A 14,986-nucleotide genomic window follows, 5' to 3' on the forward strand; every position below is an offset into this window, starting at 1 on the left:
GTAACAGTTCACCTGGAATACTAACCTACAGGTATAAGGATCATGAAGCATGCCAATTAAAGCGCCTTATCGCCGCTTACTGGGCGGCTTGTTGCCGGCCTTTTTACTGTTTCTACTGGTGGCGGTGCTGGTTTTCAAACCGGGAGCGCCGCTTTCCCCGCCCTCGGCGACCTTATCGCCGGGCCAGCAACCGCAGCCGGTGAAGGTGGCGGAGGTGGAGGCGGGCAGCAGTATTCGGGAGTTGCGCCTGTCGGGATTGCTCAGGGCCGCGCAAACAACGGAATTGGCCTTTGAGGGCGGCGGCCGCCTGCTGGCGCGGCCGGTTAAGGTGGGAGATGGTTTTGCCGCCGGCCAGGTGCTGGCAACTCTCGACCCCGAGCCCTGGCAAAATACCGTGGCGGCGGCGCAGGCCCGGCTGGAAGAGTTGGAGGTCCGCTGGCGGCAGGCCGACAACGAGCGCCGGCGGTTGGCCCGCCTGGCCGAGGCCGGCGCGGTCAGCCAGGATGAGTTCGAGCGGGCCGAGTCGGCCGCCGCAGCCCTGAAGGCCGCCCGTCGGACGGTCGCCGAAGAGTTGCGGGAGGCTTCCCGGATGCTTGCGGCAACCGAGCTTGCGGCGCCCTTTGCCGGTTCGGTGGCCGAGGTGCTGGCCGAACCGGGGGAGTACCTGGCGGCGGGCCGGCCGGTGTTGCGTCTTAACGCCGACGGCGCCACCGCTGCCCGGGGCGGGGATGACCGGGAAAAGCGGCGGTTGGCCGGCTTTGAGTTAATGGTCGAGGTGCCGGAGTCCCTGCTCAGCCTGCTGCCGCCGGCCCAAAGTGTCGCGGTTGCACTGCCCCGGGCCGGGCTGGAGTTGCCGGGAACGGTCCGGTCGGTGGCCGATGCCTCGCCGCTGGCGCCGTCTTTGTTCCCGGTCCTGGTGGAAATTCCCGCCGCGCCGGGGTTGCGGCCGGGGCAGCTGGCCGAAATACGGCTGCAGGTGGAGGAGCAAGGTGCCTGGCTGGTGCCGCCGGCGGCGGTGATCAACCCCGGTGGCGACCGGCCGGCCCTGATGCGATTGGGGCCGGACGGCGGGGTGGAAAGAGTTACGGTAAAACTCGGGAGCCTGACCGGTGAGCGGTTGGCGGTTTTTGGCCCCCTGCGCCCCGGTGATCGGGTGCTGGTGTCCGGCTTCAGCACCCTGGCCGCCGGGGCCGTGGTGGAGGCGATTGCGGAGGAGCCAGGGCCGTGAAGCCGGGGGTGCTAGACAAATTGCACTCCCGCCCTCGGATCACCCTGGCGGCGGTGGTGCTGGTCGCCCTTATCGGGATGCTGGCCGGCAGCCAGATGCCCCGCCAGGAAGACCCCACCCTGCGCGATTACTGGGGCCAGATCCTGGTGGAGTTTCCCGGGGCCGACGCCGAAACCGTGGAGCGGCTGGTCACCGACGTATATGAGCAGTACCTGCAGGAGGTGGAGCAGGTCAGCCGGCTGTATTCGACCTCGCGGGCCGAGCTGGCGGTGCTCAACCTAGAGCTGGCCGACGGCACCAGGGATATCGAACAGGCCTGGGACGATGTCCGCCTGGCCCTGGAGCGGGCCGAACCCCGCCTGCCCTCTGGTGTTGCCCGCCCCCAGTTGAATCGCGATCTCAACGAGCAGGATTCGGTGGTACTGGCGGTGGCGGGCGACAACGACCTTCTGGTGCTGCGGCAAGCGGCCCGGCAGTTGCAACGGCGGCTGCTGCAACTGCCGGAGGTTGGCAAGGTCCACCTGGTGGGGGATCCCGGGGAACAGATCACCATCACCTGGGATGAGGAAGCGGTGCGGCGGCTGGGGCTGGACGGCCGGCAACTGGCGGCCCTGCTGGCCGCCCGCAACCGGGTACAGGGGGGCGGCGACCTGGCCGTGGCCGACAGCCGGCTGATGCTGCGGCCGTTGAGTGAATTTCAGTCGGTGGCCGAGATTAAGCAAACCCCTTTGCTGCTGCCGTCGGGGGGCACCCTGCCGCTGGCCGAGCTGGCTGAGGTCCGCCACGGCCCCGCCCGGCCGGCGGAAACCCTGATGCGGCTCGACGGTCGGCCGGTGGTGGGGCTGGGGGTGGTGCCGGTAAGCGGCGGCAATATCATGGCCTTCGGGGAGGCGGTACGGGAGCTGGTGGCGGCCGGGGCGCCGGAGTTCGCCCCGCTGGAAATCCGGGAGATGGCCTTTCAGCCCGACTGGGTGCGGCTGCGTTTGAGTCAGCTTGCCACTTCGCTGCTGCTGGGTATTGTAATCGTGGCCACGGTCCTGATTATCGCCCTGGGGCGGCGGCCCGGTCTGGTGGTGGCGGCGGTGGTGCCCATGGTAACCCTGACGGCGCTGGGGATTTATGCCCTGGGTGGCGGGGTGCTGCACCAGATATCCATTGCCGCGCTGGTCATCGCGCTGGGGATGCTGGTGGATAATGCCATCGTCGTAACGGAAAATATTCAGACCCGGCTGGATGAAGGTAAGCCGCCGGCGCTGGCGATGCGGTCGGCGGTGCGGGAAGTGGCCGCCCCTCTGGCCGCGGCCACCGGCACCACCCTGGCGGCCTTTACCCCGATGCTGATTGCCCAGGGGCCAACCGCCGATTTTACCCGGAGTATCCCCCTGGTGATCATCCTCACCCTGGGGTTGAGCTATCTCTTTGCCATCCTGGTGACACCGCTGCTGTGTTACTACTTCCTCCGCCCCCGGGCGGTTGCCGGCGGGGCGGGTAGGCAATGGCGGCGCCTGGCCGATGGGCTGGGGCGGGTGGCGGTGAGCCGGCCCCGGCCGGTGCTGGCGGGTGCGGCCCTGCTGATTCTGGTGATGATTGTGCTCACTCCTTGGGTGGCCCGGCAGTTTTTCCCGGAGTCCGATCGCAACCAGTTTACGGTGGTAATCAAGCTGCCGGAAGGCAGCCGGCTGGAAGCCACTTCCGCCGCCGCTGGCCGCCTGGAACGAGAGCTGCTGGCCTTGCCCGAGGTGGCGGCGGTGGCGACTTTCGTTGGGCGCAGCGCCCCGCCTTTTTATTACAACCTGCCCCGCATCCCCCGCAGCCCCAACCTGGCCCAGTTGGCCGTCACCGCCGCCGCCCCCGGTTCCCCGGACCAACTGGTCGCCTGGACCCGGGAGTGGGCCCGGCAACAGTTGCCGGGCACCGAAGTGGTGGTGCGGAAGCTGGAGCAGGGGCCGCCGGTGATCGCTCCCATCGAAATCCGTCTGTTTGGCACCGCCCCGGTGGAAGTAACACGGCGTTTGGACACCGCCAACGGGCCGGGTCGCCCCGGGGCCTATGGCCAGCCGGCTCTGGCCGAGCTGGAAAACGCCGCCCTCCAGGTGATGGCCCAGCTTAACCAGATTCCCGGCGTCAGGGATTTGCGCCATGAGCTGAGCACCGGAGCGCCCACCAAGGTCTTTGCCGTGGACGATGCCGCCGCCGCCCGGCACGGCTTGAGCCGCGAGGATGTGGCCCTGTCCCTGTACGGCCTGAGCCGGGGGATTGCCGCCGGTCAGTTCAGGGGCGGGGATGAACCGGTGCCGATTCTGGTCCGTTCCCCGGAGGGGGAAGATTACCCGGCGGCGGATCTGGAAAATATTTTATTGCTGACGGAAAGATCGGGCCGGCCGGTGCCGGTACCCCTGAGCCTGGTGGCCACCGCTGAACTGCAGTGGCGTCCGGCGGCCATCGAGCGCCAGGACCGGCGGCGGGTGGCCAAGGTGCTGGCCCAACTGGCCGACGGTACCACCTACAGCCAGGTGCTGGATGAGTTGCGACCCCGGCTGGAGAAGCTGACCCTGCCGGAAGGAGTTTACTGGGAGCTGGGCGGCGATCTGGAGGGCACCGGCGAGGCCAACGCCGCCATGGCCGCCGCCGCTCCCCTGGGGTTGCTGCTGCTGCTGGCCATCCTGCTGTTGCAGTTCAACTCTTTCCGTAAGGTGGGGATTGTGCTGGTCACCGTGCCCCTGGCCGCCGCCGGGGTGGTGCCGGGGCTGCTGCTGGGGGGGCAGCCTTTCGGCTTTATGTCGTTGCTGGGCACCATCGCCCTGGTGGGGGTGGTGGTCAACAACGCCATCGTCCTGCTGGCCGTGGCCGAGCAGCGCCAGGCCGCCGGCCTGCCCACCGCCGCGGCCCTGCAGGTGGCGGTGAGCCGCCGGGCCCGGCCGATTCTGCTGACCACCGCCACCACCATTGCCGGGATGCTGCCCCTGGCTTTCTCGCCCTCATCCCTGTGGCCGCCGCTGGCCTGGGCCCTGATTTCCGGCCTGGCCGCTTCCACCATGCTGACCCTGCTGGTGGTGCCGGCTCTATACCTGCTGCTGTGCAAGCGATAGCCGGTAATCGTTCAGCAGCACCGCATCTTCGGGCGATCAGCCAGGCTTACGTACCGGGGGTACGCTGCGCCTGGCTGCTTGCCCGAACCTGCGGCACTGCTGAACGATTACCGCCCGTTAAACAGTCAGGTTATCCCCCTTGGTGAACGGTTACGACAGCTGCTTCAGGCGGCTGTTCGGTTACGGTTTTTTCAGGATCTGCAGGGGGATGTCGCGATAGTCGTTCTCTTCGATCTTGAAGGCCTTGACCGGCTCCACGCCCGCCATCAGGCTGACGATGACATAGATCATATTGGGGTCGTTGGCCAGGCGGATGTCTTCCAGTGAGGGCCGGGCCGGGGTTTCCGGGTGGCTGTGGTAGGCCGCGACCAGTTGCAGCCCCTCCTCCCGCATCTTGCGCATGGCGGCAAACTGTTCCGCCGGGTCCATGGAGTAATGGTCCGGGGCGGCGTCGATGTTGGTTAACTCGAAGTGACGGCAAATGACCCCGTCTTTGGCGGCCAGGTAGCCGCAGGCTTCGTTGGGCTCTTCCCGGCGGCCATGGGCCAGCAGGGCGGTGACAATCTGTTCTTCGATCTGCAGCATGGCGGTAATCCTTTAACCGATGGATGCTCCAACAGTATTCTGTTTCTTCTCCTCAAGCATTTCGTCCAGGTGGGTGCGGGCCAGTTCCAGGTAGGGGTCCATGGTGATGGCGATTTTTAAATTGTGCGCCGCCTCCTCGTGGCGCCCAAGTTTGCGCAGGTTGATCCCCAGGTTGGCGAAATCGATGGCCGAGCCCGGCTCCAGCTCGATGGCCCGGGCAAAATGGCTGACCGCACTCTGGTAATCGGCCAGCTTGTAGTGGCAGAAACCCAGCATGTTGTGGATGTCCTGCCGCTCCTCGTCGTGCTCGATGCCCCGGCGCAGCACTTCGATGGCCTGCTGGTAATCGCCCATGTCTTTCAGGCTCTCCCCCATATAGGCGTAAATGTAGGGAAAATCTTCTTCCTCCGGGTTCAGGCTCAGCGAGCGCTGGAAATGTTCATTGGCTTCCTGGAACAGGCCCATGGCCGCCTTTTTCTTGCCCAGGAAAAATTCAATGAAGTAGGCCTCGGGCATGATCCTGGCCATTTGCATTAGTTGCTCGATCTGGGCCGAAGCAGGGCTGATCTGCTCGTGGGCCAGCTTGGCGGCGAACAGGCCGACGTTGCGGCTGTTGGAGCGTTCCCGGAAATCGGCGCCGGGGATGATGGTGTAGATGGCGGGGATCTGCAAATCCTGGTGCATGGTATTAACCACAAAGACCTCCATATCCAGCCTGCTCAGGGCCGCCAGGCAGCGGTCGATCTCCACCTTCATATTGTTGTCGCTCAGGTCGGGCAGGTCGCTTATTTTTACCGTGCGGCCCGGGTGAGTGATGTAATCCATCTCCTCCAGCGACAGGGGTTTGGGCAGCCCGCTGGCCTCGTAGTTGGACTGGCTGTGGAAATCGCCGGACATCTGGGCCACTTCGGTGAGCGCCCGGATTAAAGCCTTGTTGGGTTCGGGGGTGGTGCCGGCGGTGTAAACAATTTCGCTGGTGGCGGGGAAGGTGGAAGGGTCCATGGCCATGGCGGATACGGTGGGAATGCCGGTATCCAGGGTGAAATCGTTTAGAAATACCCGGATGCCGTGGCGGGTGAACTTGTGCAGCAACTCCTTGGCCACCGGGTCGGTGATTGATTCGGGGTCGATGCTGGGGGCCTTGAGGCGCCGGCGGGTCACCACCGCCGAGACGTGGCGCTCCACCACCTCGCAGAGCCCTTGCAAAATGGCCTCTTCAAAGGAATTGCCGGCGGAAGGGCCGTTGAATTCGTTGATGGCGTAAAACCAGGAATAGGGGATCAGCACCATCTCGCCCCGGTTGAGGTGGGTGGCCCAGGTCCAGCGGATGGGGATATCGTTGATCAGCCGGGCCAGGGTCTCTTCCGAGGTCTTTTCATCGTGGACCGACTGCAGCAAATACCTAAGCGGCAGCAGCGGCAGCCCCTGATCCTTGAGCTCGCCGTAGGTGGCTCGCAGGAAGTTGGCCGGTTTCTGGTTGAAATCAAAGAAGCTGAAACGCTCGATCAGCTCCATGCAGGCGCTGGCCTGGGACTGTTCCGGGGTGCAGCCTTTGCCCAGTTGCTTTTTGTTGCGGATAACCTCAAACGCTTCCCGGCCGCAGACACTGAAATAAACCGGAATATCCAGCCGGCCGGTATCAACCCGGCGGATATCGTTTAAGATATCAAGCTTAACTTCAGCCAGTTTCCGTTTCAGTTTGGCAATGGTCTCCTCCGGGGTGCAGAGCTTGTCCTGGTCGTAGGTGTAGCTTTTCAGGCAATCCCCGTAGGTAATGGGGGCGGGAGTAGGCAGTTGCCGGTTGATCTTGTTCATGCTGTTCCTCTGGTTTCCGGTGATCTATAAAATAAATGGTGTTTTTTTATCTGGCCGACGCAGCAGGAATATGCCCAAGGCCTTTGGGGTTGTCAAGTGTTCCATCGGCACGGCTGTTCGCTTACGGCCCGTTATGCCGGCAGGTTAGTACCCCTGGTGAGAACGCTTACTTACCGGTAAAGATCCGGTTCGCCGGGCGGCCTGGTCTTGAACCTTTGGTGGATCCACAGGTACTGTTCCGGCGCGCGGCGCACCTGCTTTTCAATGACCTGGTTCACCGTGGTGGCATCGGCCACATCGTCGCCGCTGGGAAAATTCTCCAGGGCCGGTTCAATGCGGACCAGATAACGGCCGTCGGGCAGCCGTTGGGAGTAGAAAGGCAGCACCTTGGCTCGGCCCAGCTTGGCCAGCCGGGCGGTGGCCACCAGGGAGGCGGCGGGCACGCCCATGAAGGGGGCAAAGACCGTGTCCCGGCGGCCGAAATCCTGGTCCGGGGCATACCAGGTGGCATTGCCCCGGCGCAGTTGTCGCACCACCCCGCGCAGATCGGTGTTGGGCAGCAGGTCGTCGAAATAGCGTTTGCGGGCCTGAACCATCAGCCGCTCCACCACCGGGTTTTTGGCCGGCTTGTAGATGGGGTAGATCCCCTGGACGTGGGGGCCGAAAAGGCGGCCGCTGATCTCCAGCGTGGTGTAGTGGCCACCCAGCAGAATCACCCCGCTGCCGTCGGCCCTGGCCGCCGCCAGGTTTTCTTCGCCTTCCACCGTGTAGAGGGCGGCAATCCGCCTGTCGCTGCCCCACCAGCCCAGCAGGGCCTCGAAGATGGCCATGGCGCTGGAGGCGAAGTTCTCCCGCACCAGATGTTCACGTTCCCGGTCGGTTAATTCCGGGAAACATAGTTGCAGGTTGGTGCGGGCGATCTGCCTGCGCCCCGGCAGCAGGGTGTAAAGAACTAACCCCAGCCCCCGGCCCAGCCGCTGCAGCCAGCGGGTGGGCAACTGGATGAGCAGCCAGAACAGGCCCATCCCGAGCCAGCTCAGCCAGCTCAGCGGGGTCCAGGGCGAACTTTGCTGGCCACGCTTAAAGCGTTTCCAGCGTTTTTTCCACAGTTTTTTTTTCTTCTTTTTCTTTTCTTTCATTGGCGGACTGCACGAAGCGGGAGTGCAAGCGATATTTTAAGGGCAACTCTCCCTTACTTCGGTGGTAAAGCCCACCACCTTGTCCGTTTGGGGGATGGTAATAAGCCGGTAGGGCTGGGTAGAGATTTCCGTGACCTGGCAACCGTCGTCCGGCACGGTAAAGCGTACGGTGACCATCAGGCTGTGCTCCCGTTCCCGCACCTCCACCACCTCCACCCGGTAGCCGTCGGTGTCGCGCCGGCCAAGAAAGGTTGCCACCACCATATGCTGGTTGAAATCCACCGCCGGCTGGGCCGGCGGAGTGACAAAGGCGGTTTCATGTTCCTGCCACAACTGGTTGTAGGCCGCCTGCTTTCGTAGCGCCGTCAGCCGTTCGCCGTCAATTCCGCTGGTCTGGCCGGAGGTCAACAACAAAGATGCCACCGGATCGCCGGGGTCATCGTTGTCGTTCTTGTCATTGTCGTCGGCGATACAGCCGCCAAGGCTCCAGGCAAGCAAAAGCATCGCGGCCAGTAAGGCAAAACCACTTTTCATCTTGTGCCTCATAAATATTCGTAACCGTTCACCAGAGTACTAACCTGCCGGTCTAACGGGCCGTAACCGTTCAGCAGTGCCGCAGGTTTGGTCTTGCAGCCAGGCGCAGCGTACCCCTGTACGTAAGCCTGGCTGCTCGCCCGAAGATGCGGTGCTGCTGAACGGTTACGAATATTTTGCTGCTTTGCAAACAAAGGCGTATCCTAATTAATTGCCGCCGGGAAAGCAATCAAACAGTTGGCCGTTAAGCGGCAACTGTTTAACCTGTCGCAAGATTGCTACCCGTTAAACCCGCAGGTCAGTACTCCTGGTGACGCTTACGGTTACAGCGGGGCGTCGGGCAGCAGCCGGTGTTCCCCGTGGAGGAAATAGCGGCCATGGCTGCTTTCAGAGCGACTGACGGAGAAGAGCAGCAGTGAAGGTGCTTCAGCCAGCGCGGCGGTATCATGCCCGACCAGTTCGACCCCCGCCAGGTCGAGGCGGCTGCCGGATGCCACCAGGGCGGTTTCGCCTTCCACCCGTAAACCGGTGGCCTTGACCGCTGAATTGGTTACCTGCATGGCAATACCGGTGCTGGTCAGTCGGCTTTGCTCGATGGTGACCTGGGAATCCCGGATGGTCAGCGATGCGGCCTCAACCCGGCGTAACCGGACATTGCGGCAGCCGCTGATGATCAGCCGATCATAGCGGCCGCTGAAGATCAGGCCATGCTGGTCCTGGCAACTGCCCACCCGCTCGGCCTGGCTTGCGGTGTTTTCTGCAACACCGGGCCATGGTTTTGCCTTGGCGGCCGGGGTAGGGGCGGTAAGGGCCTGTTGCAGGGCGCTCCGGAACAGCTCCGGCTGTTCCCGCATGGGCACGTGGCCGGCCTCGGGAATAACCTGCAGTTGGGCCTTGGGCAGCAGGGTTTCCAGCAGCAGGCCGGTGCGCAGGGGGGTAACATGATCTTCGGCGCCCCAGATGATGAAGGCCGGGGTTGCCAACCCCCGCAGGTCGCGGTTGAAATTCTCCTCCGCCACGGCCAGGGCGGCGATTTTGGCGGGGTCGCCGCCAAGCAGCCTGGCCCGCAGGGTGTCGTTGTTGAGCACCTGGTTAATATCCAGGGGCAGGTCCGGTAAACCGGCGATGATCCCGCTCAGCCAGTTGTCGAGCCGGCTCAGCGGGGCGGCGGGCAGGCCGGGCAGGCGTTGCTGTAAATCCGGCTCCAGCAGTTCCTGGGTAATCACCTTTCGGTGCAGCACCCCGGCCACATTCGCCAGCACCAGTCGTTTAACCTGTTGCGGCCAGTCGGCGGCAAAGCGCAGGGCCACGGTGCCGCCCATGGAATGCCCGACCACCAGCATGGGACCGCTGCTGAAGGATTCCGCCAACCAGTTGAGGTAAGCCGCGTAGTTCTGCGGCGAGTAAAGGGCGTTCAGCTTGTCTGAGCGGCCAAAGCCGGGCAGGTCAACCGCCAGCACGTGGTACTCGACCGCCAGTTCCGGGAGCAGGTCGTGCCAGATGCCCGAGGCCTGCTCCCCCAGGCCGTGCACCAGCAGCAGGGTTGGGGAGTTACCCCGGCCGGCCTCCAGCAGGTAAGCCTGGCCGCCGAAAATCGGCTCTTCGAGCCGGTGCTCCTTGATCGTCATGGCCTCGGGTCCCTCGGCCTCGGGTTTCATATCGGCTAAGGCCGGAGTGGTGAGCGCAACCAGCCCCATCACCGCCAGTACCCTGAAGATCATCGCCAACCATCGCTGCATAAAACAAATCCCTATGTTGGTTTTTTTAAAAGTCCGCCAAGACGTAAGCGGTCACGGGGTGTCCCACCTTGCGGCAAGCAGACCAGCGCCGCGTACCTCAGTACGCAAGCCGGGCTGATCGCCGCAAGGTGGGGTGCCCGGTTTAACGGGCCGTAATCGTTCAGCAGTGCCGCAGGTTCGGGCAAGCAGCCAGGCGCAGCGTACCCCCGGTACGTAAGCTTGGCTGATCGCCCGAAGATGCGGTGCTGCTGAACGATTACGTTAAAATTGGTGGCCCAGGGCCAGATATAGCATGGTCCGGTCTTCCCGGGGGCGGGCGGAATCCAGCCGCTGGGCCAGCCCCAGCCGCATATCCAGATGAAGCAGGTGCCCCAGCACCAGGTTCAGTTTGTATTCGGTGCCCACCGAAGATTTGATCCGGTTGTCGCTCTCCCAGGAGCCGTCCCAGGCGGCGCCGGCCTCAGCGAACAGGGTAAGATGACTGCGGTCCAGAAAGAGGGGGAAAACGGACGGTCCGGCTTCATGATAGATCAGCGGGAAGCGGTATTCCAGGGTGGTGCGCACGATGCGGTCGCCGCGTTGCACCGCCTGGGGGTAACCGCGCAGGGGAAAACCGCCGCCGCTCTCTCCCAGCAGCGCCTCGGGGGGCATGAAGCCGCCCAGTTGAAAGCGCCTTTGCAGCAGCCGATCTCCTTCCGCCAAACCTCCTTTGAGCCACCAGGCCAGCACGTGGCGCCGCAGGAAAGGCACGCGCGTAAAGACCCGGGTATCCAGCACCAGCTCGTCAATGTTGAAATCCCCCCAGGAGTCGGTGAAATGGTTCCACTGGAGGGCCGCCAGCAGGCCTCTTTCCGGCGAGATTGCCAGCCCCGGCTGCTCGCGGTTGTCGAAGCTGAGGCCCACCACCGTGCCCCGGAGCCGGCCCTGGGCCGGGGCCTCTTCGGCCGCCGGCCAGCCGCTTAAAGCCTCCAGCCGCTGTTCGCGCACCCCGAGCCGGCCGACCAGGCCCCAGCGGAGCCGCAACAGGGGAACCAGCAGCGAGGCCTGCAGGTTGCGGCGCCGCTCCCAGTAGCTGGGCAGCGAGCGGTAGCCTTCCTCGTCGGCTGGCGGGGCCCACAGGTAGCCGTGTTTGGCGGCGAAATCGCTGGCGTGCAGTTCCAGTACCGGGAAAAACCAGTGATTCTGGTAAGTGGCGGCCCAGGCCCAGCGGTTGCTGGCCGAGCCGTACAGGGCCGTGCCTTGCAGGGAATGGCGTTGCAATGGGTCGGCAGCGTACACCGACAAGCCGTAATTGCTGCCTTCCTCGTCCACCGCAAAGGCGGGCAGCCAGGCCCGGGGCAACAGGGTGGAGCCGGCCAGGTAGCGGCGGCGGGAAAGTTCGGCCGGGTGGTCTTCTTCAGGCCGGTGCCGAACTGGCGCGGTTATCCGGTTGCTTTCGCTGGGGTCCGCGGCCGCTTGCGGCAGGGCCGGGGCGGTGGGCTGGGGTGGGGGTACCGCAATCGCGGGGTACTCCTCCAGCAGCATCAGGTCGTAACCCCTGGCCGAATAATCGGCAAAGACCAGGCGGCCGCTTTGCGGGCATAGGGCCGGTTCAAAGGCGCCGCCCACCACGTTGGTTACCTGCTCAAGGTCGCCGGAGGCCGGTTGCAGGCGGTAAATATTGTGAATGCCGTTGCGGTCGTAGGTGAAGTAGAGGTGATCACCATCCCGGCTCCAGACCGGCCAGGCCAGGGTGGCGCCGGCAACTGCCAGTAAGCTTGCCGTTTCTCCGCTGTCGGCGGCAATCACTTCCAGGCCCGGTCGGCCCTGGCGCCAGGCCACCACCGCCAGGGAGCGGCCGTCGGGGGACCAGCGGGGCCGGCCGTAAATCACCGGGTCGGTTTCGTTGGGCCGCAAGGGTTGCAACTCGCCGCTGTCCGGGTTCACCAGCATCAGGGCGGTGGTGCCTTCCCCCTCGCGGACGGCGACCAGCAGGTGGTCCCGGGGGTGAAAATCCGGGTCGCGCAGGCGGGCGCCGGTGGTCAGCCGTTTAGTTTCGCCTTTGGCCAGATTGTAGAGGTAAAGGTCGCTGTACAGTTCATAGGAGCGAACCCGCTCCCAGCGGGAAAAGGCCAGCCACCGATCATCGGGGGAAAAGCTCAGGCCGCCGGTGCCCAGGGCCTTGGTCAGCTCACGATCCTTGCCGTCGGCCAGGTTCAGCAGGCGGACGGCAGGGTAGGCCCGGGCGCCGCTTTCGGTGTAGGCCAGCCAGCGGCCATCGTTGGAAAAGCGGGGGGCGCCGATCCGGTAACCGCGTCGGGTAAGTTGTTGCCCCCTGGTCTCGCCCTGCTCGGCTACCTGCTGCTGCAGGGCGGAGGCCTGCTGCGCCACCGTTTGCTTCCATTCCCGCCACAAAGAGCCGGGGCGTTCGCCGATGGTTTGCCCAAAAGAGGCGTTGAGGCGGAAGGGCAGGAGGCGGCCGGCATAATCTTGGGTCTGCTCGTAAAGTCCGCCCTCGCCATGCTTGCCGGCAATATAGTCGGTGAACTCGGCCCCGAAGACGTAGCGGTTTTTGCCCCCCGGCCAACTGGCGTGAAAACCCTGCATCTGGGCCAGGGTGGGGAACTGCTCTGCCAGCGCCGCCATGCGGACAATCATGGTAAAGTAGCTGCCGCCGGTGCGGCCGTAACCGGTGATCCTGGTCTCCTCGTAGGTGGCCAGCCCTTCCACCTGCCACTTGGGGGAAAACCAGTTGGGAAAACTCCAGGGCGAAAGAATGCGCCCAAAGGTACCGCGCACCAGCCGGTTGGGGCCCCGGACCTGGTCCAGGTGGACGATATGGGCATACTCATGGGCAAAGAGCAGGTGCAGCCAGTCACGATAATTGGCCAGCTCTTCCCCCGGGGCGGCGGGGCGCAGCAGCAGCACCACCCGGTTGTAGGGAAAGGAGGAGGCCAGGGCGTTGGACAAGTCCATATGATCGGCAAGCACCACCTGGGTGCGGCCCCAGGGCGTCCAGTCGAAACGGCCGGTAAGTTCCTGGTGCACCTGCTCGGCAATTTGCGCCGTATGCCGGGCCTGCACTTCCAGGTGGCGGGGGTAGTGAATGGCGAAATTTTCCGTGCGCAGGGTGTACCAGCGATAATGGGAAGGATAGGGGGCAAAGGCTTCCCCCGGCGGCGGGCAGCACAGCAAAGCCAGCACGGCGAGCAGGCCGGTGCTGAAGAAGGCCAGTAAGCGTCGGCGGGGCGGCAGCATGGAGCAAGCTCCTTGAGATCCTTGTCAGTTAAGAGGACAGGCAGGCAAAAGGTGAACTGATTGCCGACGCCTTACCCAACAGCAAACCATAAAAAAATATTTTACGCCATAATGTGTTGCCGGCGCTCACCGTTAAGCATGGCCAGGCAATTTTCGGCAGCAGGCAAAATCACTCATTTGGGTGATGACGCTATCGCCTGGTTATGCTAGCATAGCCGGAAAAAGGTGCATTTGTGTCGGTAGCTTTTTTCGTTTTTGCATTTGACAATCGTTATTGCCAAAAGCTAGGATGGTGAGTAAATGGCCATCATGTTGAGCAGCCCATGGCTGCCGGTTGGCCGGAGATAAACGGGTGGATGCCCGCAATGGAGAGTTGGTAAACCATTTACCTGGAAGGAGGGTAAGAAATGAAGAAACTAACCATGTTGGTGGCCGGTGTTATGCTGCTGGCCTTTGTCGGTTGCAGCAGCAGTTCCTCCAGCAGCAAGAAGAAAGATGATGATGACAATGGCAATGGCGCAGATCCGATCGTAACCGGCGAGGTGCTCAGCGGGGTGCTGTATGCCCCCAACGGATCAACCCCGATCCCCAATGCCACGGTCTACATTCCTTCTTCCGGCTCCACCAGCAGCCTGGCGGCGCGGCAGGCAGCAACCTGCCCCGAGCCCACCGAAGCCTGGGTGGCCTGGACCTGCACCGACGAAGAAGGGAGCTATGAACTGACGGTGCCGGCGGATTATGCCCAGACCGGCGAGGAGGTGACCATCAAGGCCACCAAGGATGCCTGGTCGGTCCAGACCACCCTGGTAATTGGGCAAAGCGCAGATATGGTCTTTTCGGCCACGGTGGCTGAGGGGGCCGCTAATATTGCGGTAATTCAGGGTGCATACGACAGCATTGAAAACGTGCTGGCCAAGCTGGGTTTGGGTGAGGTCAATGATGTCGGTCAACTGGTGACAGGTACACAAACTTTTGATCTGTACGCCTCCAATGCAGCCTCCGAGCTTTTTGAGGAGGTGACGCCGGGAGTATATAAAATCGATGAATATGACATTGTTTATGTAAATTGTGGTGCCTCCTCTGCGGGTGTTAACAACGAAGTTTTGAGAGACTACGTGGCGCAGGGTGGCCGGCTGTATGCCACTGATTTGGCCAGCCCTTTTGTGATTCAGCCCTTTGAAGAGTATGTCGAGCGAATCGCGTCTGGTCCTGGTGGTGCTCAGCCGGAATCGGAGGTGGTCTACGCCCCTCTGGCCAAGTGGCTGGCCAGCGTAACCTGCACCGATGGTGCCTGCATCGCGCCGGATCACGGCATTTTCCTCACCGGTTTTGCCGGTGGCTGGCACCTGCTGAATCCGGTTGATTCGGCCCAGGGTGCTACGGTGACCACCTTGGTACAGGGTGACCTTGAGGGTATTATCACCTTGGATGAGCCGATTCAGCCCCTTACCATGCGCTTTTTCCACGGCGACGGGGTGGTGGTTTACAGCTCCTACCACACGGTGTCTGGTACCACCGGCACCGAATACCTGCCCCAGGAGCGGGTGCTTGAATATCTCTTCTATAACGCCAAAGACTGATCACCTGAGTTGATCAACCCCTGCGTTCCCGGCGCCGGCC

The 14,986-nt window shown here is 63.4% G+C and carries 9 protein-coding genes; 3 read left to right on the top strand and 6 right to left on the bottom strand.

Annotated elements, in window-relative coordinates; translation table 11 throughout:
* Positions 1-49: 49 nt before the first annotated feature.
* Together DAAHT2_RS02995 and DAAHT2_RS03000 are read left to right on the top strand one after the other, a co-directional pair.
* A complete protein-coding gene (locus tag DAAHT2_RS02995; RefSeq protein ID WP_013162823.1) occupies positions 50-1,228 on the top strand; it encodes an efflux RND transporter periplasmic adaptor subunit in 1,179 nt (392 codons plus the stop codon).
* Positions 1,225-4,317, top strand: a complete 3,093-nt coding sequence (locus DAAHT2_RS03000) for an efflux RND transporter permease subunit (protein ID WP_013162824.1) — start codon at positions 1,225-1,227, stop codon at positions 4,315-4,317. The genes DAAHT2_RS02995 and DAAHT2_RS03000 overlap by 4 nt, the downstream gene beginning before the upstream one ends.
* 180 nt (positions 4,318-4,497) lie before the next feature.
* Here DAAHT2_RS03000 and DAAHT2_RS03005 read toward each other — a convergent pair whose 3' ends face one another.
* The 6 genes from DAAHT2_RS03005 to DAAHT2_RS03030 all read right to left on the bottom strand — a co-directional run bounded on the left by DAAHT2_RS03005 (position 4,498) and on the right by DAAHT2_RS03030 (position 13,366).
* On the bottom strand, positions 4,498-4,902 hold the full coding sequence (locus DAAHT2_RS03005; protein ID WP_013162825.1) for a M67 family metallopeptidase: 405 nt from the start codon (positions 4,900-4,902) through the stop codon (positions 4,498-4,500).
* 12 nt (positions 4,903-4,914) lie between these two features.
* Entirely contained in the window at positions 4,915-6,717 is a 1,803-nt protein-coding gene (locus DAAHT2_RS03010; protein ID WP_013162826.1) for a YcaO-like family protein, read from the bottom strand.
* Positions 6,718-6,887: 170 nt separating this feature from the next.
* Positions 6,888-7,856 carry an LpxL/LpxP family Kdo(2)-lipid IV(A) lauroyl/palmitoleoyl acyltransferase gene (lpxL, locus tag DAAHT2_RS03015; protein ID WP_013162827.1) on the bottom strand — a complete coding sequence of 323 codons (969 nt, stop codon included), beginning with the start codon at positions 7,854-7,856 and terminating at the stop codon, positions 6,888-6,890.
* Between the two features lie 36 nt (positions 7,857-7,892).
* The gene (locus DAAHT2_RS13735; RefSeq protein ID WP_013162828.1) at positions 7,893-8,390 is read right to left on the bottom strand and encodes a protease complex subunit PrcB family protein; all 498 of its coding nucleotides are present in this window, start codon (positions 8,388-8,390) and stop codon (positions 7,893-7,895) included.
* Positions 8,391-8,713: 323 nt separating this feature from the next.
* Positions 8,714-10,129 (bottom strand): alpha/beta fold hydrolase, encoded by a 1,416-nt coding sequence (locus DAAHT2_RS03025; protein ID WP_013162829.1) that lies wholly within the window; start codon positions 10,127-10,129, stop codon positions 8,714-8,716.
* A gap of 261 nt (positions 10,130-10,390) precedes the next feature.
* Positions 10,391-13,366 carry a PD40 domain-containing protein gene (locus DAAHT2_RS03030; protein ID WP_013162830.1) on the bottom strand — a complete coding sequence of 992 codons (2,976 nt, stop codon included), beginning with the start codon at positions 13,364-13,366 and terminating at the stop codon, positions 10,391-10,393.
* Positions 13,367-13,773: 407 nt separating this feature from the next.
* Here DAAHT2_RS03030 and DAAHT2_RS03035 point away from each other — a divergent pair, with 407 nt between their 5' ends.
* The gene (locus DAAHT2_RS03035; RefSeq protein ID WP_013162831.1) at positions 13,774-14,946 is read left to right on the top strand and encodes a hypothetical protein; all 1,173 of its coding nucleotides are present in this window, start codon (positions 13,774-13,776) and stop codon (positions 14,944-14,946) included.
* Positions 14,947-14,986: the final 40 nt, after the last annotated feature.

Origin of the sequence: Desulfurivibrio alkaliphilus AHT 2 (assembly GCF_000092205.1) — a bacterium.
Lineage (GTDB): Bacteria > Desulfobacterota > Desulfobulbia > Desulfobulbales > Desulfurivibrionaceae > Desulfurivibrio > Desulfurivibrio alkaliphilus.

Coding starts and splice junctions, on each gene's coding strand:
- DAAHT2_RS02995 (WP_013162823.1), top strand. CDS start 50: ATGCCAATTAAAGCGCCTTATCGCCGCTTACTGGGCGGCTTGTTGCCG.
- DAAHT2_RS03005 (WP_013162825.1), bottom strand. CDS start 4,902: ATGCTGCAGATCGAAGAACAGATTGTCACCGCCCTGCTGGCCCATGGC.
- DAAHT2_RS03010 (WP_013162826.1), bottom strand. CDS start 6,717: ATGAACAAGATCAACCGGCAACTGCCTACTCCCGCCCCCATTACCTAC.
- lpxL (WP_013162827.1), bottom strand. CDS start 7,856: ATGAAAGAAAAGAAAAAGAAGAAAAAAAAACTGTGGAAAAAACGCTGG.
- DAAHT2_RS13735 (WP_013162828.1), bottom strand. CDS start 8,390: ATGAAAAGTGGTTTTGCCTTACTGGCCGCGATGCTTTTGCTTGCCTGG.
- DAAHT2_RS03025 (WP_013162829.1), bottom strand. CDS start 10,129: ATGCAGCGATGGTTGGCGATGATCTTCAGGGTACTGGCGGTGATGGGG.
- DAAHT2_RS03030 (WP_013162830.1), bottom strand. CDS start 13,366: ATGCTGCCGCCCCGCCGACGCTTACTGGCCTTCTTCAGCACCGGCCTG.
- DAAHT2_RS03035 (WP_013162831.1), top strand. CDS start 13,774: ATGAAGAAACTAACCATGTTGGTGGCCGGTGTTATGCTGCTGGCCTTT.